At 32.9% G+C, this 19,431-nt stretch carries 18 protein-coding genes, 2 tRNA genes and 1 riboswitch; of the genes, 16 read left to right on the top strand and 4 right to left on the bottom strand.

Annotated features, from left to right (window positions below):
* Positions 1–15 precede the first annotated feature (15 nt).
* The 4 genes from PBV87_RS04550 to PBV87_RS04535 all read left to right on the top strand — a co-directional run bounded on the left by PBV87_RS04550 (position 16) and on the right by PBV87_RS04535 (position 4,066).
* A complete protein-coding gene (locus PBV87_RS04550; RefSeq protein WP_053984320.1) occupies positions 16–906 on the top strand; it encodes a LysR family transcriptional regulator in 891 nt (296 codons plus the stop codon).
* A gap of 71 nt (positions 907–977) precedes the next feature.
* Positions 978–2,456, top strand: coding sequence for a YjjI family glycine radical enzyme (locus PBV87_RS04545; protein WP_271011294.1), 1,479 nt, complete (start codon positions 978–980; stop codon positions 2,454–2,456).
* Positions 2,453–3,295, top strand: a complete 843-nt coding sequence (locus PBV87_RS04540) for a YjjW family glycine radical enzyme activase (RefSeq protein WP_053984318.1) — start codon at positions 2,453–2,455, stop codon at positions 3,293–3,295. Before PBV87_RS04545 ends, PBV87_RS04540 begins: the two co-directional genes overlap by 4 nt.
* 54 nt (positions 3,296–3,349) lie before the next feature.
* Entirely contained in the window at positions 3,350–4,066 is a 717-nt protein-coding gene (locus PBV87_RS04535) for a DUF2238 domain-containing protein (RefSeq protein WP_154668819.1), read from the top strand.
* A gap of 51 nt (positions 4,067–4,117) precedes the next feature.
* On the opposite strand, the gene PBV87_RS04530 is transcribed toward PBV87_RS04535, so the two are convergent.
* Entirely contained in the window at positions 4,118–5,224 is a 1,107-nt protein-coding gene (locus PBV87_RS04530) for an SLC13 family permease (protein ID WP_271011293.1), read from the bottom strand.
* Between the two features lie 177 nt (positions 5,225–5,401).
* Between PBV87_RS04530 and PBV87_RS04525 the strand changes: the two genes are divergently transcribed.
* Positions 5,402–5,779, top strand: a complete 378-nt coding sequence (locus PBV87_RS04525) for a VanZ family protein (protein ID WP_271011292.1) — start codon at positions 5,402–5,404, stop codon at positions 5,777–5,779.
* A gap of 58 nt (positions 5,780–5,837) precedes the next feature.
* On the opposite strand, the gene hcp is transcribed toward PBV87_RS04525, so the two are convergent.
* Positions 5,838–7,697, bottom strand: a complete 1,860-nt coding sequence (hcp, locus tag PBV87_RS04520; RefSeq protein WP_271011291.1) for a hydroxylamine reductase — start codon at positions 7,695–7,697, stop codon at positions 5,838–5,840.
* A gap of 112 nt (positions 7,698–7,809) precedes the next feature.
* On the opposite strand from hcp, the gene PBV87_RS04515 reads away from it, so the two are divergent.
* On the top strand, positions 7,810–8,499 hold the full coding sequence (locus PBV87_RS04515) for a Crp/Fnr family transcriptional regulator (protein WP_271011290.1): 690 nt from the start codon (positions 7,810–7,812) through the stop codon (positions 8,497–8,499).
* 105 nt (positions 8,500–8,604) lie between these two features.
* The gene (locus PBV87_RS04510) at positions 8,605–9,042 is read left to right on the top strand and encodes a bacteriohemerythrin (protein ID WP_271011289.1); all 438 of its coding nucleotides are present in this window, start codon (positions 8,605–8,607) and stop codon (positions 9,040–9,042) included.
* Between the two features lie 25 nt (positions 9,043–9,067).
* Here the strand turns inward: PBV87_RS04510 and PBV87_RS04505 are convergent, their stop codons facing one another.
* Positions 9,068–9,928, bottom strand: coding sequence for a DegV family protein (locus PBV87_RS04505; protein ID WP_271011288.1), 861 nt, complete (start codon positions 9,926–9,928; stop codon positions 9,068–9,070).
* A 241-nt stretch (positions 9,929–10,169) separates the two neighbouring features.
* Here PBV87_RS04505 and PBV87_RS04500 point away from each other — a divergent pair, with 241 nt between their 5' ends.
* The 7 genes from PBV87_RS04500 (at position 10,170) to PBV87_RS04470 (ending at position 15,720) form a co-directional block, all read left to right on the top strand.
* On the top strand, positions 10,170–10,670 hold the full coding sequence (locus tag PBV87_RS04500) for a DedA family protein (RefSeq protein WP_271011287.1): 501 nt from the start codon (positions 10,170–10,172) through the stop codon (positions 10,668–10,670).
* 73 nt (positions 10,671–10,743) lie between these two features.
* A tRNA-Leu gene (locus PBV87_RS04495) sits at positions 10,744–10,828 on the top strand.
* Between the two features lie 400 nt (positions 10,829–11,228).
* The gene (pyk, locus tag PBV87_RS04490; RefSeq protein WP_053984311.1) at positions 11,229–12,974 is read left to right on the top strand and encodes a pyruvate kinase; all 1,746 of its coding nucleotides are present in this window, start codon (positions 11,229–11,231) and stop codon (positions 12,972–12,974) included.
* 126 nt (positions 12,975–13,100) lie between these two features.
* Entirely contained in the window at positions 13,101–13,469 is a 369-nt protein-coding gene (locus tag PBV87_RS04485; RefSeq protein ID WP_271011286.1) for a CidA/LrgA family protein, read from the top strand.
* Positions 13,470–14,150: an LrgB family protein gene (locus PBV87_RS04480; protein WP_271011285.1), complete on the top strand. Its 681-nt coding sequence runs from the start codon at positions 13,470–13,472 to the stop codon at positions 14,148–14,150.
* A gap of 73 nt (positions 14,151–14,223) precedes the next feature.
* Entirely contained in the window at positions 14,224–14,916 is a 693-nt protein-coding gene (locus PBV87_RS04475; RefSeq protein ID WP_242847661.1) for an MgtC/SapB family protein, read from the top strand.
* Between the two features lie 24 nt (positions 14,917–14,940).
* Positions 14,941–15,720, top strand: a complete 780-nt coding sequence (locus PBV87_RS04470; RefSeq protein WP_271011284.1) for a Cof-type HAD-IIB family hydrolase — start codon at positions 14,941–14,943, stop codon at positions 15,718–15,720.
* A 79-nt stretch (positions 15,721–15,799) separates the two neighbouring features.
* Positions 15,800–15,890: riboswitch (cyclic di-GMP riboswitch) on the top strand.
* A gap of 592 nt (positions 15,891–16,482) precedes the next feature.
* On the opposite strand, the gene PBV87_RS04465 is transcribed toward PBV87_RS04470, so the two are convergent.
* A tRNA-Thr gene (locus PBV87_RS04465) sits at positions 16,483–16,555 on the bottom strand.
* A gap of 161 nt (positions 16,556–16,716) precedes the next feature.
* On the opposite strand from PBV87_RS04465, the gene PBV87_RS04460 reads away from it, so the two are divergent.
* Both PBV87_RS04460 and PBV87_RS04455 read left to right on the top strand, forming a co-directional pair.
* Positions 16,717–17,349, top strand: coding sequence for a CBS domain-containing protein (locus tag PBV87_RS04460; protein WP_053984306.1), 633 nt, complete (start codon positions 16,717–16,719; stop codon positions 17,347–17,349).
* 432 nt (positions 17,350–17,781) lie between these two features.
* A complete protein-coding gene (locus PBV87_RS04455; protein WP_053984305.1) occupies positions 17,782–19,320 on the top strand; it encodes an AbgT family transporter in 1,539 nt (512 codons plus the stop codon).
* The last annotated feature ends 111 nt before the right edge of the window (positions 19,321–19,431 follow it).

Below are 19,431 nucleotides of genomic sequence, written 5' to 3'. Positions count from 1 at the left end.
TCATTGGAGTAAAGTATGTTAGAAGAACTAAAAACGTTTATTGCAGTTGTTGAATATAAAAATTTTACTAAAGCAAGCGAAAAAGTTAATTTATCTCAGCCTAGCGTGAGTGTACATGTTAAGAACTTAGAAAAACATTTTAATACGCAACTTATTGTGCGCTCTGTTAGGCAAAAAAATATCACGATAACAGAAAAAGGTTATTTACTTTATAGAAGAGCAAAAGAAATGATTGCACTTTTAGAAACGACAGAGTTAGAAATGCAGCATTTATCAAGTACGGTTAAAGGGCATTTAAGAATAGGTGCCACTTATACAATCGGAGAATGTATCTTACCTTACTTTTTGAAAAGCTTTTGTGAGAAGTATCCTGATATTGAAATAGAAGTGTTGATCAATAATACAGCCACAATCAGACAAAAGGTTCAAGAGCTTCAGTTAGATATAGGCCTAATTGAAGGCTTAGGCTATACCGGTGACTTTGAACAGGTTTATTTTTTAGAGGATGAATTGGTTATTGTGACCAATAAAGAGGAACAGATAGGAAGAGAACCTTTTTCTATAGAAAGTTTGCAGAATCAAAGATGGGTAACAAGAGAGGAAGGGTCTGGGCTTAGAGAATATCTTGATATGTTCTTGGCCCATAATCAAATCGTTCCAAAGGCAAAATTAATCCTAGGCAGTAATTATGCCATAAAGGAAGCTGTAAAAAATGGACTAGGTATTGCTATGGTATCAGTTTACATTGCAAAAGAGGCAAATTTGATGGATGAAATCCATATTATCAAGTTAGATGAACCTTATAAAAGAAACTTTTCTTATATATTGCCTAATGGTTTGGCACCCTCAAATGTTACGAAGGTATTTAGAGAAGCATTGGATGATTTTGCACTTTACGTAAAATAGTTTTTCTTATAAGATAGTAAGTAAAAGTCAACATCAGATAGAAATGAACATGACCCACAAGGAGGTACATCATGGCGTTAAATATTATACAAGATCAAACTCTTACTTTTGAGCAAAAAGTAGTAAACCTTGCACGTTACGCAGAAAATACATTAAATGTTTTAAATATCAGTGATGAAATACAAGTATTACGTGAAGCAGGTATTATTTGCGATTTATTTGAAGGAAATGCACCTTATAGACCACGTTACATTTTGCCAGATTATGAGAAACTTATGAAAAAAGGCTGTAGCTTTTTAGAGTTAGCACCACCGACAAACATTTGGGAGGCAACACACACACTCCTTATTTTCTATAAGCACGTCCCATCTATTACAACAATGCCAGTTTATATTGGCAATATTGATACCCTTTTGGAACCTTTTATTGAGAATGAAGAAGAAGCACGTCTAGCAATTAAACTCTTTTTAACCCATATTGATCGTACAATTACAGATTCGTTTTGTCATGCAAACATTGGACCAAAGAGTACACGTGCTGGGCGTATTATTCTTGAGTTAGAACAAGAACTCCAAAATGCAACACCAAATATTACACTTAAATATGATGATACGACATCTCGTGAATTTGCTGAACTTGCGATTGTGACTGCACTTAAAACTGCAAAACCAAGTTTTGCAAATGATAAGATGTTTAAAACAGAGTTAGGTGAGTATGGTATTGCCAGTTGTTATAATGGGCTTCCTGTTGCAGGGGGTGCACATACACTTGTACGTATGAATTTAGCTAAATTGGCAATGACAGTAACAGATACAGAAGAGTTTTTTGAAACAGCGTTGCCACGTGCAATGGAATGTATGGCAAATTACATCGAGGAACGTATTCGCTTTATAATAGAAGAAAGTACATTTTTTGAAACTAACTTTTTAGTTAAAGAAGGATTTATTCGCAAGGACAACTTTACTTCTATGTTTGGACTTGTAGGACTTGCAGAATGTGTAAATAACTTATTAAGTATAGAAGGACATGATGATAGATTTGGTCATAGCCAAGTAGCTAATGATTTAGGCGAACATATTATAGAAATCATGCATACCTTTATAATAGAGCATGTCAGCCCACATTGTGGTGCAACTAAAGAGCGTTTATTACTTCATGCTCAAGTTGGAATAGGCGATGATATAAATGTTAGTCCAGGCTGTCGTATCCCAATTGGAGAAGAACCAGAACTTTTACAACACCTTGTACAATCAGCTAGATTCCATAAATACTTCCCATCAGGTATAGGTGATATATTCCCGTTTGAGGTTACGGCTTTTAATAATCCAGCATATGTCCTTAGAATTATTGAAGGTGCATTTAAAGAAGGTATGCGCTATTTTTCACTTTATAGTACAGAGAGCGATGTGATTCGTATTACAGGATACTTAGTTAAAAAAAGTGAAATTGAAAAACTTGACCAAGGTATTGCAACGTTACAAGATACAGTTGTATTAGGGCAAGGACAAGTGAGAAATGGTAGAGTATTAGAAAGAAAGGTGCAAAAATGACAGAGGGTTTTATAAATAAAATTATTCCATTTAGTGCAGTAGATGGACCGGGCAATAGAATGACGATTTTTTTGCAAGGTTGTAATTTTAATTGTATTTATTGCCATAATCCAGAAACAATCAAAAAATGTAAACACTGTGGTGAGTGTGTATCACTTTGTCCAGAAGGTGCGTTGAAAAAAGAAAATGGAACAGTTCAGTGGGATAAGGAAAGTTGCGTAGAATGTGGCGTTTGTACGGGAAATTGTGGTAATAGCAGTAGTCCAAAAGTTATGCAACTTACAGCAGAACAAATAGTAGACGGGATTAGGCCCTATAAGCATTTTATTGATGGTATTACTGTATCAGGGGGAGAGTGTACGTTACAAAAAGGTTTTTTAGGTGAACTCTTTGAGTTGGCAGTACAAGAAGGATTAAGTTGCATGATAGATAGCAATGGATCATGTGACTTTGAAGAACAAGAAGAACTTCTTAAATGGTGCGAAGGCGTTATGTTAGATGTGAAAGTATACGATGAAAAGACACATCTTAAATATATTGGAACCACTAATAAAATGGTGCTTAAAAACTTAGAGTTTTTAGCAAAATCAGGAAAGCTTTATGAAGTACGTACAGTTATTGTGCCAGAACTCTTTGATAATGAGCAAACAGTAAGAGAAGTAGCCAAAATATTGAAACAATCGGAGACAATAATTCGTTACAAACTGATTGCTTTTAGACCAGTAGGTGTTAAGCATCATGAGGCACTTATGATGACACCTACACAAACTTATATGGAAAGTCTTAGAGAACTCGCTTTAGAAGAAGGGGCAAGAGAGGTTATTTTAGTAGGGCATTGACGTATGGTGAAATTCCTTTATAATTAAAAGAAGTAAAGAAAAGGAGATTAGCCTGTGAATATTAAAAAAATCAATTGGAAAAAGGCCTTTAATTATTTTGTTATGCTTTCACTTATCTTTTCTATTGTATTTATTGTGATTGCAATGACATTGGCACCAACTGAGCTGGATCCGACTAGACCTTTTGAAAGACTTAAGAGTGAATATGTCCTTATGCTTCTGCAGTGTATAGTGGGTGTATTTGCTATGTTATTACCTGGTATGCTTAAAAAGAAAATTAACTTAGAGATTCCTTCAAGTATGATGCTTCTTTATACACTCTTTTTATACTGTGCGATTTACTTAGGAGAAGTACGTAGTTTTTATTATAATGTGCCTCACTGGGATAGTATTTTGCATACTTTTAGTGGTGCAATGCTTGGAGCGCTAGGATTTTCTTTTATTAACTTTTTAAATAAGACAGAAAGAGTTCCTATGAATTTAAGTCCATTATTTGTAGCAGTATTTGCATTTTGCTTTGCAATAACAATGGGCGTTATATGGGAATTCTATGAATTTTTTGCTGATGGTCTTTTACATACCAATATGCAAAAATTTGCATTTGAAAATGGTGAGAACTTAATAGGAAGAATGGCTTTGATGGATACAATGAAAGACTTAATCGTTGATGCTATTGGCGCAGTAGTTATGTCCATTGTAGGGTATATATCAATAAAGTATAAAAAAGGATGGGTAGAGAAACTTCTACTTGTTATTCGTAAACCACATTAAAAAGATCAGCTAGTTTGAGGACTAGCTGATCTTTTGCTTTTTTGAATACAATTATCTGATGAAAAGGAGATAGATGAAGGGTATAAAAATAAGAAGACCTAAGAAGTTATATAGCGTAAACTGAAATAAGTATGTATTACTTTGTTCAGGAAGGTCTTTGGTAAAGAGTTTATATGAGATAACACTAGCTAAAGAAGCAATAAGTGTACCCATACCACCTATATTCACACCTAATAGCAACGCATCAGGAAATGTAGTAAACGGTGCAAGTAACATAGTAGCAGGAACATTGCTTATAACTTGACTAGCAGCTAGTGAAGCAAAGTAAGTACTAGATGATGTAGACAAAAGCTGTTCCATAAAAGTTTTTACAGTAGGTAAGTTGGAAAGATTTCCAACAAAAATAAAGAAACCTACAAAAGTTAGAAGTAAGCTATAATCTATTTGAGTAAAAAGCTTATGGTCTAATAGGAGTACGCTAAGTAATACTACAATAAATGCAAAACGATAATCAAGTAAACGAAAAACTGAAAGTAGAATGATGACAAAGAGTAGCATATAAATTATAATATGTAGTCGATTCCCTAATTGGGGAAGAAGTAGTTCCACTTGAAATTTTGTATTTTTTTCTTTATATATAAGTAGTATTAAAAATAAGGTAGAGACTATAAATACAGGAAGCATACATCTGATAAAATCACCAAAGGAAAGATTATAGTAAGAATAGAGAAAAAGATTTTGAGGGTTTCCCATAGGTGTTAAAGCGCTTCCTAGGTTGGCAGCTAAAGTTTGAAAAACAATGATTTTGAGTACATTTACTTCTGCTTTTTTTGCAATGACTAAGGTCAGAGGGACAAAGGTGATAAGGGCAACATCATTGGTGATAAACATTGAAGCAAAAAAAGTGATGAAAATAAGTACATAAGAAACCTTTTTTAAGTCTCCACATCTTTTTAAGAGTAGGATGGCTATTGTATCGAGTACATTGAGTTGCTTAAAAGCTGCTACAACAATCATTAAGTTAAAAAGTAAAATAAGCACTTTAAAGTCGATATATGCAAGCTTAGGTAGAGAAAATAAAGAAGTAATAATTGCTAAAGATAAAGCAATGACTAGAACAACTTCTTTCTTAATAAAGTCAATAAAAGACGCAAACATAGAAAACTCCTTTGAAATATAATTTTATTTTTATATCATATAAGATTCATACTAAATAAGCAAATAGTATATAGGTAAAATACTATGCTATTTCCAGGGAAATAATATAAAGAGGAGTTGCGAAATGGACAGCCTCCTTATACAATAGAGATAGTGAAAATTGAGGGGGAATTAAACATGGTTAAGAAACTGATGGGCTATAAGTTTACAATAGGTGCTATTATTCTCATTTTAATAGCCATTTGGATGCCAGGAAGTAGTGTGCCACAAGTAGGTATACCTAATATTGATAAACTTGTACATTTTGGAATGTTTTTTGTCTTAACAGGTGTGTATTACTTAGAGTATTTAATAAGAAATCGCAAACTTCCTATTTGGTATTATGTAGTGGCATGTATCTTCGTATTTGCAGGTTCAACAGAGGTGATGCAGCTCTTCGCAGCAGAACGTTCCATGGACTTACTTGATTTAAGCGCAGATACGATAGGGATTTTTGTGGCAAGTTTATTGTGGGTAGTGGCTGTTAAGATTAGGATGAAAAAAGCACAAAATTAGATTGGAGTGAATAAGAAAAGAACCTAGCATGGTGTGTCATACCATACTAGGTTCTTTTTTAGTTGAATTGTTTTAAAAGTGTATTTACATCAATATTGTGAACTGCACAAGCTTCTTCTAGTGTTTCCATTTGTGAAGATGGGCATCCAAGACAATGCATACCTGCTTGCAATAATACTTTTGCATAGTCAGGATTTAATTTAAGGATATCTCCAATAATCATATCTTTGTGTACTTCATTAGATGGAGTAGAAGTAGCGTCATTAAAGAAAAGCTCCATATCTTCTTCTACTGTTTGAATCCCTTGTATACCAAAGTTTTCGATAAGTACATTTGCTACATTTGGAGAAAGGAATGCAGGAAGTGTTGGCCCTAAGTGAATTTCTTTAACACCTAAGTAAAGAAGAGAAAGTAGAACAATAACTGCTTTTTGTTCATACCAAGCAATGTTATAGATGATAGGTAATTCATTAATATCTGCTAAGCCAAATACTTCTTTTAATTTAAGTGCAATAAGCGCTAAAGAGTAAGAGTCATTGCATTGTCCTGCATCTAGAACTCTAGGAATACCATTAATATCACCTAAGGTGAGTTTGTTATACTTGTATTTAGCACATCCAGCAGTTAAGATAACAGTATCTTGTGGTAAGTTTAATGCAAAGTCAGTGTAGTAATTTCTAGATTTGGCACGACCATCGCAACCAGCCATCACAACAAACTTTTTGATTGCTCCAGATTTAACTGCTTCGACAACAGTATCCGCTAAAGCAAATACTTGAGCATGAGCAAATCCACCTACAATTTCTCCTGTTTCGATTTCAGTTGGAGGAAGACAGTGTTTTGCATGTTCAATGATAGAGGAGAAATCTTTTTGATTACCAGTATCACCTTCGATATGTTTACATCCTACATAGCCTGCTGCACCTGTAGTGTAAAGACGATCTTTATAGGAAGCTTTTGGTGGAACAATACAGTTAGTCGTCATTAAAATTGGTCCATTAAAGCTTTCAAATTCTTCTTTTTGTTTCCACCATGCATTTCCATAGTTACCTACTAAGTGAGAATATTTTTTGAGTTGTGGATAGTAGTGAGCTGGTAGCATTTCTGAGTGCGTATAAATATCAATGCCAGTACCTTCTGTTTGAATAAGAAGTTGCTCAAGATCGCTAAGGTCATGACCAGATACCAAAATACCAGGGCGAGAACCAGCACCAATATTAACAGATGTGATTTCAGGATTGCCATATGAAGATGTATTTGCAGTATCTAATAATGCCATACCATCTACACCAACTTTACCCGTTTCTAATGTTAAAGCAATAAGTTCGTCAACAGATAAAGTATCATCTAATAATTTAGCTAAAGTAGATTGAAGAAATACATCTATAGACTCATCGGTATGACCTAAGGCATAAGCATGTTTTGAATAAGCGGATAAGCCTTTTAAACCATAGGTAATAAGTTCTCTTAGTGAACGGATATCTTCATCCTGGGTTGCTAGAACACCTACTTCTGATGCAGAAGCTTTTTGATTTAATGAAGCGTAAATGTCTTCTTTAGAAGTAAGATTCCATAAAGCTGCATCTGATAGATGTGTTTTAATATTAAGCTGTTGTAATAGCTCATTTCTTATAGCTAATGTCTCTTGGATACGTGAGAAGAAAATAGCATCATCAAAGTTGGCATTTGTAATAGTAGTAAATAAGTTTAAAGTAATAAAGTGATTAATAGATGGGCTAATTTCTACACCTTCACTTCTTAATCGTGTAGTCACTTGGGAAAGTCCTTTTGTAACGTAAATTAATAAATCTTGTAAGTTAGCAAGTTCTGAGGTTTTACCGCAAACACCAACTTTAGTACATCCTGCGTTATGAGCTGTTTCTTGACATTGGTAACAAAACATTTCTTGATTTTTCATATATTCAATCACTCCTTGTGTAAGTTGCATAATTTTTATGTTTATAAGATAATATAAAAATAAAAAAAGTGGTGTTGCTATAGCAACATTTTGTAAATATGGAGGAAATAAAATGACAAAGGTAATAGAGGCTGTTCAAAAATCCGTTTTATTTAATGAAATTGATACAATATATACAGAGTCTCTTTTAGGGTGTTTAAATCTTAAAACAAAGAAATATAATGAAGGTGAATTTATTATTAGACTTCATTCTGTGATAGAAGAGGTAAGTATTGTAGTAGAAGGCGAAGTTGAGATTATTAAAGAAAATAGAGCAGGAGATCGAATGATTGTAGGCGTACTTGGTACAGGGGAAATTTTTGGAGAAGGCATTGTATGTACAAAGAAACGTATGAGTCCTGTTTCTGTAAGAGCGAAAACAAATACAGAAGTTGCATTTATTCCATATGAAAAGATTCTTATGACATGTGGGGAAAGTTGTGGCTTTCATAAACAACTTATTCGGAATATGCTTTATGTACTAGGTGAAAAGAACTATCATCTTAATCAAAAGATTGATTATCTCATTTTAAAAGGAATGCGTGAAAAATTAGCTCTTTATTTATTAGAACAAAGTTATAAAGAAGGGCAAAGGGCGTTTAATATTCCTCTTAATCGTAATGATTTGGCAGAATATTTAAATGTATCTAGAAGTGCTATGTCACGAGAACTTTCTAGAATGAAAGATGAAGGACTTATCGATTTTTATAAAAATAGCTTTAAAATATGTAATGAAGTAGAACTTAAAAATTACTTAAGATAAAGAAAATATTTAGATAGAAGAAATAAAAAATAACATAGTTTATCTTTTGTATGGAGTAAAAAGATGCTATACTCATTATAATGAAATATAAAAGAGGTGTTACAGATGATAAAATGGCAAGATAGTTTTAAAGTTAAAGTGGATATCATTGATGAACAACATCAACGATTATTTGAAATTGCTGAAGCTGCCCATGAATTATTAATGCTTCCAAGTTATACTGATCGATTTGATGAGATTATGCAATTAGCAGAGGAACTAAAAGATTATACAAAATTCCATTTTGCTGAAGAAGAAAAACTGATGATGAAAGTTAAATATAATAAGTTATTTTCTCATAAAGTGATGCATCAAGATTTTATTGAGAAGATGGATAGTATAGATATTTATACGGTAGATGAAAATCAAACCCAATGCCTTATTGATTTAGTAGGCTTTATTACTGAATGGATTACAGAACATATTTTGAAAACAGATAAGGTGTTGGGGGAATGGTACACACAAGTACATAGTGATGAGATTGATAAAGGTGGTATTGCATAAGGATGCAATACCACCTTTTGTGGGATTAATGGGTTTTGTAATGATAAGCAATACCAATGCTACCAGGTCCAACATGAAGGCCTATAACAGGACCAATAGATTGGATAGAAACAGATTTATCTAATTGTGTAGAAAGTGCATGGGCTAGAGCTTTCCCTTCTTCTTCACAATTAATATGATGTACAATAACATCTTCTAAGTTTGCTTTATCTCCAATCTCTTCTAGGAGAATTTCGATTAATTTGGCAACAGCTTTTTTCTTGGTACGTACTTTAGTGTAAACGTCTGTTTTTCCATCAGGATTAACCGTTAAAATAGGCTTGATTTGAAGGAAGTTTCCAAGAAGTGCAGCGGCACCACCAATACGTCCACCCTTTTGAAGGTAAGTTAACACTTCAGGAGTAAACACAAAACGGCTATGCTGGCGTACATATGCACAGCGCTCTAATACTTCTTCCATAGAAGCACCAGCTTGGGCAGCTTTTGCTGCTTCTACAGCAATAAATCCCATTTGCATACAGTTAGTAAGGGAATCAAAAAAGTGAATGTCAGCATCTGGATATTTCTCAAGTAGTAGGTCTCTCATAAGGTGGCTATTTGCATAAGTACCACTCATCTCTGAAGAGATGAAAATGCCAAGAATGCTATGGCCTTGTTTAATGAGGGATTCAAATGTTTCCATCATTTCTTCTGGAATAGGTTGAGAAGATGTAGGAATCTCGCGAGATTCAGCCATTTTAGTATAAAATGTGTCATTTGAAAGGTCTATTTCACGCTGACTTACACCGTCCATAATAACATTGAGGGAAACGATAGATATATCGTAAAGTTTGCAAAGAGATTCAGGTAGATAACTTGTACTATCTGTTACAATTTTGATTGACATAATTTTAACTCCTTTTATATAAAATGAATCATCTATTAAAGTGTGTAAAAAACACATAAGTCTGACATGTTATAAAAAATCAATATGATAAGTATAACAACTGTCACTTGAAAATGAAAGCAATCTTTATTATTTCTTAATGGTTTTTTACTACAGTATACTTAGGGTATTATAATTATAATAAAAATGATTATAATAGTAATGAAGAAATAAGGAAAATATATTATAAAGAGGAAAGTATATGGAAAATATGGAGACAGTTGTACAATATATGCAAGATTATGGAATTATTTTCTTATTCATTATTGTATACTTAGAATATTTAAATTTGCCTGGGCTACCAGCAGGAATTATTATGCCTGCTGCAGGATTCTTAGTAGCAACAAGCAATATTAATTTTATTTATGCCTTAGTTATATCTGTCCTTGCAGGTATGCTAGGAAGTTATAGTTTGTATGCATTAGGATATTATATAGGAAACCCTGTTGTAGATAAGGTGTACACTAAGTTTAAAAAATCTAGACCAGCTATTGATAAGAGTTTTGGGTACTTAGATAAGTATGGAAATAAAGGTGTATTTATTAGTCGTCTGATTCCTGTAGCAAGAACACTTATTTCATTAGTTGCAGGAACAGGGAAAATGAAAGTATGGAGTTTTACAATTTACTCTATAGGTGGTATTGCAATTTGGAATTGTGGCTTTATATTAGCAGGATATATAATGGGTATTGTTGTGCGATGATATAATAATTTAAGCTATAATATTGTTTATTTAAGATAAAAGTGATAGAATAATAGTGTGAATATTTGAATAAGCAGGTGTGGCGGAAATGGCAGACGCGATAGATTCAGGTTCTATTGAGGGGTTTCTTCATGCAGGTTCAAGTCCTGTTACCTGCATATATAAAAAGCAATACACTAATAGTGTATTGCTTTTTATATATGCTTTTTGAAGAAATTTACGTTTAGGTAATAGATTAAGAAAGGCTCATAATTATTTTTTAGGAGTTAGAATTTATTGAAAAATTCTTGTGCAATAAGTGCATAAAAACAAAGTGTTTAGAATATTGTGGCGATAATGTGTAAACATATATACAAAGAGAGTGGAAAAATAAAATAGAAAAATGTCAAAAAATAGCTATCAGAAACACTAAATAAATGTAAAATAATTAGGCATACTATATAAATATCTACAAAATTAATAAATCCCGACATTCATACTTGAATATAGGGGCCTATATACAGTATGATGTAAGAGAAACAAAATAGATTAGACAGCTAGAGTAATGGAGTGAAAAACATGAGAAAAACAAAAATCATATGTACACTTGGTCCTTCAACTGATGACGAAAAAGTATTACGTGAGTTAATGCTTGCAGGTATGGACATCACACGTTTTAACTTTTCACATGGGGATTATGAAGGTCACAAACAAAAATTCGACACAGTTGTAAGACTTAGAGAACAACTAGGACTTCCTATCGCAACAATGTTAGATACAAAAGGTCCAGAAATCCGTGTTTGTAAATTTAAAGACTCAAAAATTATGCTTAAAAAAGGCGATACATTCACACTTACAACAAGAGATCTTGAAGGAACACAAGAGATCGTAAGCGTAACATACAAAAACTTACCAAACGATGTTCACGTAGGTTCAGCTATTCTTTTAGATGATGGTCTTATTGAATTAAATGTTATCGATATTAAAGATAATACAGACATTATCTGTAAAGTTATTAATGATGGTGCACTTTCAAATAATAAAGGGGTTAACTTACCAGAAGCTAGCCTTTCAATGCCATTCATTAGTAAAAAAGATAGAGAAGATATTATGTTCGGTGCTAAAACAGGCTTTGATTACATTGCAGCTTCTTTCACAAGAACAGCAGATGATATTTTAGAAATCCGTAAAATTCTTAAAGAATGTAATGCGAACGATATTAAAATCATTGCTAAAATCGAAAACCGTGAAGGTGTTAACAACATTGATGAAATCATTCGTGTAGTTGACGGTGTAATGGTTGCTCGTGGTGACATGGGTGTAGAAATTCCTCTTGAAGAAGTACCAGCTCTTCAAAAAATGATCATCAAAAAAGTTTACACAGCAGGTAAACAAGTTATTACTGCAACACAAATGCTTGACTCTATGATGAAAAATCCTAGACCAACACGTGCAGAAACTAATGACGTTGCAAATGCAATTTATGATGGTACAAGTGCAATCATGCTTTCAGGTGAAACAGCAGCAGGTCTTTACCCAGTAGAAGCCTTAAAAATCATGGTTCGTATTGCACTTCAAACAGAAAGAGATATCGATTATGTAAATCGTTTCAAAAATAGAAAAGATGATGAAGTACAAAATGTAACTCATGCGATCTCTCATTCAACATGTGCAGCTGCACATGATTTAGGAGCAAAAGCAATCGTTACTGTTACAAAATCAGGACGTACAGCTCGTATGATTTCTAAATACCGTCCAACATGTCCAATTATTGGATGTACAACATCTAAAGAAACTTACTACCAACTTGCTATGACATGGGGCGTTATTCCAGTACTCATGGATGAAAAAGATAACACAACTGATTTATTCGAAACAGCTATCGAAGCTGCAGAACAAACAGGTATTGTATCAAAAGGTGATTTAGTAGTACTTACAGGAGGTATGCCTCTTGGAGTATCTGGTACTACAAACATCATGAAAGTTGATGTAGTGGGAAAGATTTTAGTATCTGGAACTGGTCTTAACGAAAAGAGTGTAAGTGGTAATGTATGTATTTGTAACAGTATTGAAGATGTAAAAAACAACTTTAACGATGGTGACATCTTAGTTGTTCCACAAACTTCAAATGAACTTTTCCCACTTATTAAAAAAGCTGCTGGTATTATTACTGAGCAATCAGGTGTTAATTCACATGCAGCAATCGTTGGAATGGCTTTAGATATTCCTGTAATCGTAGGTGCAACAAATGCAACTACAATCTTAAAAAATGGAACAACAATTTGTATGGATAGTGCACGTGGTGTAGTATCTTACATGTCTTAATAAGTTTTAAAAAGGAACTCTTTTTGAGTTCCTTTTTTTACTTTGCTCTTAATTACACTTGAAATTATAAGACTGAAGGCAGATAATAGAACTGCAATATAATTAACTGTAGTGAAGGAGATTTTTATGGATGCACATATGTTTATTCAGCTAGCAGTGATTTTTGGAATTTATTTAGGAGGGGAAGGTATTGCGTCATTATTACCAATTGCCATACCAGGTAATATAATTGGGATGTTAGCCCTGTTTATTTTACTATTTCTAAAATGGATAAAGCTTAGGCAGATTCAAACGTTAGGTAAATTCTTATTAGGTAATATGGCATTTTTCTTTATACCGGCAGGTGTATCAATTATAGAGAGTATTGAAACAGTAAAAGGAGACTTACTACCCATATTAGCAATCTGTATTTTGACTACGTTTATAACGTTTACAGTAACAGCTTTTACAGCTAAAGGTATTACTAAACTACAAGAAAGAATGAGGAATAGATAGATGGAAGCAATGATAGCATCACCTTTTATGGGGATTGTATTATGTTTAGTAGCTTATCAGATTGGTCTTAAAGTACATAAAACAACAGGAGTAGCTGTACTCAACCCACTACTTATTGCTATAGGAATTGTAATCATAGTGATACAAACTTGTCATATACCTCTAGAAGCATTTAATAAAGGAGGAGACTTGATTAATTTATTCTTAGGACCTGCAACCGTAGCATTAGCTATTCCAATGTATGAGCATTTAGAAACATTAAAGACTAATATTTTGCCCATTCTTATTTCTACAGCTGTAGGCGCATTAACTTCTATTACAAGTGTTATTTTGTTATGTAAGCTTTTTGGCTTAAGTGATACGATCACTGCATCACTTATTCCTAAGTCCGTTACAACACCTATTGCTATAGAAGTTGCAAGTAAGCAAGGAGGTATAGCGGGGATTACAATAGGGGCAGTTGTTATAACAGGTATATTAGGGGCAGTGGTAGCGCCTAGTATGATCAAGGTCCTTAAGTTAGAAAAGCATTCAGTGGCTGCTGGTTTGGCTATAGGGGCATCAAGTCATGCCATGGGAACAAGTAAGGCTATTCAAATCGGAGAGCTTGAAGGTGCTATGTCAGGACTTGCGATAGGAATGACAGGTATTTTTACAGTTCTATTTTCCTTATTTTTATAAGAAGGGCATTAAAAATTGAAAAAGGCTTATACTAGGAGATATTAGACAAAATGATATTATTGAGGAAATGGATATGGAAACATTACAACATGCTTTATCCGAAATTAATATTTTATCGATTAGTGTAAGACTAGGAATGGCTCTACTTTTTGGTGGACTATTAGGACTAGAAAGAGTTAAAAAGAAAAGGCCGGCTGGTTTTAGAACCTATATGCTTGTATGTATGGGTGCAGCCTTAACAATGATTACTAATCAATATGTATTTGAAAAATGGGGTCTTAGTGGGGATCCTGTTAGAATGGGTGCACAAGTAATAAGTGGTATAGGATTCCTAGGAGCAGGTACAATTATTGTAACAGGAAGAAATCAAGTGAAGGGACTTACAACAGCAGCAGCCTTATGGGCATCAGCATGTGTAGGGCTTGCTATAGGAATAGGATTTTATAGTGGAGCTATTATTGCCTATATCTATATTTTCATAGCAATGACAGCCTTGCACAGTGTTACCCATAAGGTAGCTGCAAAATCTAAGGTTATTAACGTATATGTGGAATTTACGAATATGAGCAGTGTAAGCGATTTTTTTGATTTTGCTAAGGCAAATCACTTACAAGTGGCTGAAATAGATATTATCAAACCTAAGATTAAAACTGATACTCAAGTTATTACATTATTAACGATTAAAGCACCTGCCAAAATAGAACATGCAAAATTTTTGAGTTTGTTAAGTAGTGCCGAAGGTGTAAGGCATATAGAGGAACTTTAGATGATAAAAATATGGAGGAATAGAATGAAGAGAACTTTGGCTTCAGATATAGATGGAACATTATTAATTAATGGAGAAATTGCTACAACGACACTTGATGCTATAAAGCTTTTAAAGGAAGCGGGACATTCTTTTATTTTATGTACAGGAAGAGACTTTGCTAATACCAAACAGGTATTTGAACAATATGACTTAGAGATAGATGGTCTTGTACTATGTAATGGAGCATTCATTTTAGATAGTCATTTAGGATCTTATTATGAAAAAAATATAAAACAAAGTGTAGCTAAAGAGATTTATGATGCTTATGACCAGAAAGATGGCTTTTATATGGCTTATGTAGATGGATACAGTACGTATATGGATCGTTATCCGGATTTTATTGACCAGATGGCATTAGAAGTACAAAAAGTATCAAAAGAAGAAATGAATGAAAAAAGTGGTGAGATTAAGCTTATTTCATTAATTGCCCTTGGTGCGACAGTGGATGAAGTAGAAAAGATTAAGAATCAGTTAAATAATAGATATAGAAATGATATTATAGCTTATCGTAATCAAACTTTTATTGATATAGTGCCTAAGGGGTGTTCGAAAGCTTCAGGCATTGCTAAACTTATGGATAAACTTGAAAGCAGTGAAGAACATATTTATGTAATTGGTGATTCATGGAATGATCTAAGTATGTTTGAAAGTTATCCATCGTCTTTTACATTTAATCATGCAGAAGAAGATCTAAAATCCTATGTAAAATATACTGTTGATTCAGTAGAAGACTGTATTCGACATCTTTTAGAAAAAAATTAGAAAAAAATTTAATTTTTTTTCTAAAAAGCTATAAAGTGTTTTAAAAATAAGTCGATATATAAGATGTTAAGCACCACATGACCGATAAAGGCAAAATTACCGAAAGGTAATGACGCAAAACTACAGGGCCTTAATTCTACATTTAGTAGAGATGGTAGCCAGTTACCGAAGCAGATAACAGTTAGTTATAACAGGTGTTTTTTTTGTGCGAACAAAGCCCGTTTTAACCTAATCGGTTATGTAAATTTGCAAAGAAGGAGGATCGTACAAATTTACTCAAATTCTATTTTAAAGAGTCCTTATTACCCCCAACATATTTTAAAAGTATGCAAAAATATAGATGTACGAACTAAAGATTAGGATTTAAACGTCCCTCTCCCAATTTATGTTTAAAATCCTAATTCAGTAAATATCAAAATATATGAAATATCCTCTCCCAAAATAAAATATAGAAATATGTAGACGAAATATATAAATAAGATTAACGGAAAAGATAATATAGCAAATATCAAAAAGCTTTTTTAAAAATAAGCAAATATACACATTTAAACGAAAAATATTAGAAAGACTCTTTAATAAATATAGAATATCTATAATATCTTATATAGATATAAATATCAAAAACGGGTAGAAAGTAAATAGAATAAATGAGAGAACAGGGTTGGGCACTAATGACGTAGTGTATCAACCCTGTTTACGTTTAGATTGGATATAGGTAAAAAGAAAAGGGACACATCGAAGATGATGTGTCCCTTTTTGTAAAGCTGGAGATGAGGATCGAACTCACGACCTCATCATTACGAGTGATGTGCTCTACCTACTGAGCTACTCCAGCAAATGAAGATAAAGATATTATAACAGTTTAAGATGTAGTAGTCAAATTTTATAATAATTATATTTAATGTAAAGAATATAATGTACTATATATAAAGTTCGCTGAAAATAATTATATAATGTGATATAATTAAAATATTACATAATTAAGGAGGAATAATTATGCTAGTTAAAAATATCATGATTCCTGTGGAAAAGCTTACTGTTGTAGATGTACAAACAACTATTGCTGACACAATTGCACTTATTGATACAAACCACCTTTTATCTTTGCCAGTAGTAACAGGTAAAAAATTTGTAGGTGTTATCTCTAAAAAATATATATTTGAAGAATACTTTAATGGTAGTGAAGAGAAAGAAATCTTTTTAAAGCGCCCTATAGTAGAACTTATGAAAACAAAAATTGCTGCAGTAAAAGAGAGAGATTTAGTTGAAGTACCAGGACAAGTACTTGCAGAACATAATCTACAATTTGTTCCTGTTGAAAATGAGAAAGGTGAGTTTATAGGAATTGTTACCCATAAAGCTATTTTCAAGACCTTTAATAAAATATTAGGTGTAGGGCATACAAGAATTGAAGTCACTACAAGAGATGTAAAGGGAAGACTAGCAACTCTTACTGAAATCATTACAAAGCAAGGGGTTAATATTATAAGTATTGCAGAAATTGATATTGAAGTGATGAATTTAAGAGAGATTATACTACGTGTAGATGTTAAAAATGTTAAGGCACTTATTCAAGCACTTAATGAAGGTGGGTTTACCGTAAGAAGAGTAGACGAATGTAATGAATAAAAGGAAGTTAAATTTTTAAAATTCAGAAATAGGAATGATAAATTGCAATTTGAGTTATGATGACTTGCAAAATTAATAGACATAAGATGAAAAAACAAATCTTTACCAAAAAGAAGTATCCTTAATAGGCTACTTCTTTTTTTATGTTTATAGAAGAAAATACATAATTATATTAAAGATAAACTCTATGAAAGCTTGAATTATAAAGGACTTTAGTGGGATAAAGTGAATAAAGAATGAGAAAAATGAAAGATTAAAAGAGAGAAAAAAATGATCTAAAATAGATGTGTGTAAAATATGCTTTAAATAAGAAAATGCACAAAAGGGGTTTACAACTTGCAAAACAGATGCTATTATGGTTACATAAATAAGTTAACATAAGGTTAACGACAAACGAAAAATAGACAGCTTAGTAAACAGGAGGGATTAGAGATGAAGGCAGAAAAGAAAACACGTACATCTTTCATAGAAAAGATAGGTAAGAAAATTCCTGATCCAGTTATTATCTTTATTGGGCTTTATGTAGTAGTAATGCTTTTAACACTTGTATTAGGTGGTAAAACATTCGAAACTATGGGAGCTGATGGGGGTACTGTTGTAAATGAGATTAAGAACATGTTTACATCAGAAAATATTAGATGGATCTTTGACAATGCTCTACTTAAAAACTGGTTAGGTTATGGTGGAGGGGTACTTGGTACAATCCTTATCATTATGCTTGGTGTAGGGATTGCAGAAGAATCAGGTCTTCTTACAGCACTTATTAAAAAAGTAGGACTTAAAGTATCAGATAAATATTTACCATTTGTATTAGTATTTTTAGGGATTATGAGTAGTATTGCTTCAGATGCAGGTTACATTATCCTTATTCCACTTGCAGGTCTTTTATATGCAGGTCTTAAGAAAAACCCACTTATCGGTATGGCAGCAGCATTTGCTGGAGTTTCAGCTGGATTTAGTGCTAACCTTATTCCAGCAACATCAATTGACGTTATCATTGGTAAAAATGCTCAGCTCTTTGCAGAGAGCCAAGGGGTGCCATTTGTAAATGCAGCAGGGCAAGCATTAAATGCACCAACAATGCATTACTTCTTTGTAGTAGCTTCAACATTTGTTCTTTCAATTGTAGGGGCATTTGTAACTATCAAATTTATTAAACCTAAACTTGAAAAACAAGATTATGTTGTTCCAGAAGATATTGATTTAAGTGACTTCACTGTTAAACCAGAAGAAAATAAAGGTTTAAAATGGGCAGGTCTTGGTTTATTAGTAGCAGGTGCTATTGTAGCAATGTTAGGGTTTGGTCCTTTAGCTACATACATTAATGAAGAAGGTGCAAAAGTAACACCATTTTTAGATAACATTATTTTAATGATTACATTTATGTTCTTTGTACCAGGTGTATTCTTTGGTATCAAAGTAGGTATGTTTAAGTCAGCTCAAGATATTATCAAAGCAATGGCAAAACAAATGGGTAACATGGGTTATGTACTTGTTTTAACATTCTTCTCATATAACTTCTTAGCGCTTTTAAGTAACTCTAATCTGGGAACATATATTACATTCCTTGGAGCAAAAGGTCTTCAATCAATGGGACTTGATAACTCACCAGTTTTACTTATTATTGGATTTATCCTTGTAACAGCACTTATCAACCTCTTTGTAGGTGGTTTAACATCAAAATGGATGCTTCTTGGTCCAATCTTCGTACCAATGTTATTCCAAGTACATTCAGGAATGACACCAGATGTTGTAGCAGCGGCATTCCGTGTAGCTGACTCATCTACAAACATTATTACACCACTTATGTCTTATGCAGGTGTTGTACTCGTATTCATGAAAAAATACAAACCAGAATACACAATTGGAGATATGATTGCACTTATGTTACCATACTCAATTGCATTCTTAATTGTATGGTCAACATTACTAATTGGATTCTTCACTTTTGGTATTCCATTAGGATTCTAATAAAAGATATAAAAATAGAGGCGCTAACACATGAGGGTGTAGCGCCTCTATTTTTATAAGTGTCCTTAATTTGGGATGATTAAAATATTTTAGGGAAAAGGCACATAATAT

It is taken from the genome of Holtiella tumoricola (genome assembly GCF_027857615.1).
GTDB classification, from domain to species: Bacteria; Bacillota; Clostridia; order Lachnospirales; family Cellulosilyticaceae; genus Holtiella; species Holtiella tumoricola.
The sequence above is the reverse complement of the archived record's forward strand: the minus strand, read 5'-3'. Positions and strand labels throughout refer to the sequence as shown.

Excerpts from the sequence above, each read along its gene's own strand:
- PBV87_RS04480 (WP_271011285.1), top strand. The coding sequence starts at position 13,470 with ATGGAAGCAATGATAGCATCACCTTTTATGGGGATTGTATTATGTTTA.
- PBV87_RS04505 (WP_271011288.1), bottom strand. The coding sequence starts at position 9,928 with ATGTCAATCAAAATTGTAACAGATAGTACAAGTTATCTACCTGAATCT.
- PBV87_RS04550 (WP_053984320.1), top strand. The coding sequence starts at position 16 with ATGTTAGAAGAACTAAAAACGTTTATTGCAGTTGTTGAATATAAAAAT.
- pyk (WP_053984311.1), top strand. The coding sequence starts at position 11,229 with ATGAGAAAAACAAAAATCATATGTACACTTGGTCCTTCAACTGATGAC.
- PBV87_RS04515 (WP_271011290.1), top strand. The coding sequence starts at position 7,810 with ATGACAAAGGTAATAGAGGCTGTTCAAAAATCCGTTTTATTTAATGAA.
- PBV87_RS04470 (WP_271011284.1), top strand. The coding sequence starts at position 14,941 with ATGAAGAGAACTTTGGCTTCAGATATAGATGGAACATTATTAATTAAT.
- PBV87_RS04525 (WP_271011292.1), top strand. The coding sequence starts at position 5,402 with ATGGTTAAGAAACTGATGGGCTATAAGTTTACAATAGGTGCTATTATT.
- PBV87_RS04530 (WP_271011293.1), bottom strand. The coding sequence starts at position 5,224 with ATGTTTGCGTCTTTTATTGACTTTATTAAGAAAGAAGTTGTTCTAGTC.
- PBV87_RS04485 (WP_271011286.1), top strand. The coding sequence starts at position 13,101 with ATGGATGCACATATGTTTATTCAGCTAGCAGTGATTTTTGGAATTTAT.
- PBV87_RS04540 (WP_053984318.1), top strand. The coding sequence starts at position 2,453 with ATGACAGAGGGTTTTATAAATAAAATTATTCCATTTAGTGCAGTAGAT.
- PBV87_RS04545 (WP_271011294.1), top strand. The coding sequence starts at position 978 with ATGGCGTTAAATATTATACAAGATCAAACTCTTACTTTTGAGCAAAAA.
- hcp (WP_271011291.1), bottom strand. The coding sequence starts at position 7,697 with ATGAAAAATCAAGAAATGTTTTGTTACCAATGTCAAGAAACAGCTCAT.
- PBV87_RS04460 (WP_053984306.1), top strand. The coding sequence starts at position 16,717 with ATGCTAGTTAAAAATATCATGATTCCTGTGGAAAAGCTTACTGTTGTA.
- PBV87_RS04455 (WP_053984305.1), top strand. The coding sequence starts at position 17,782 with ATGAAGGCAGAAAAGAAAACACGTACATCTTTCATAGAAAAGATAGGT.
- PBV87_RS04475 (WP_242847661.1), top strand. The coding sequence starts at position 14,224 with ATGGAAACATTACAACATGCTTTATCCGAAATTAATATTTTATCGATT.
- PBV87_RS04500 (WP_271011287.1), top strand. The coding sequence starts at position 10,170 with ATGGAAAATATGGAGACAGTTGTACAATATATGCAAGATTATGGAATT.
- PBV87_RS04510 (WP_271011289.1), top strand. The coding sequence starts at position 8,605 with ATGATAAAATGGCAAGATAGTTTTAAAGTTAAAGTGGATATCATTGAT.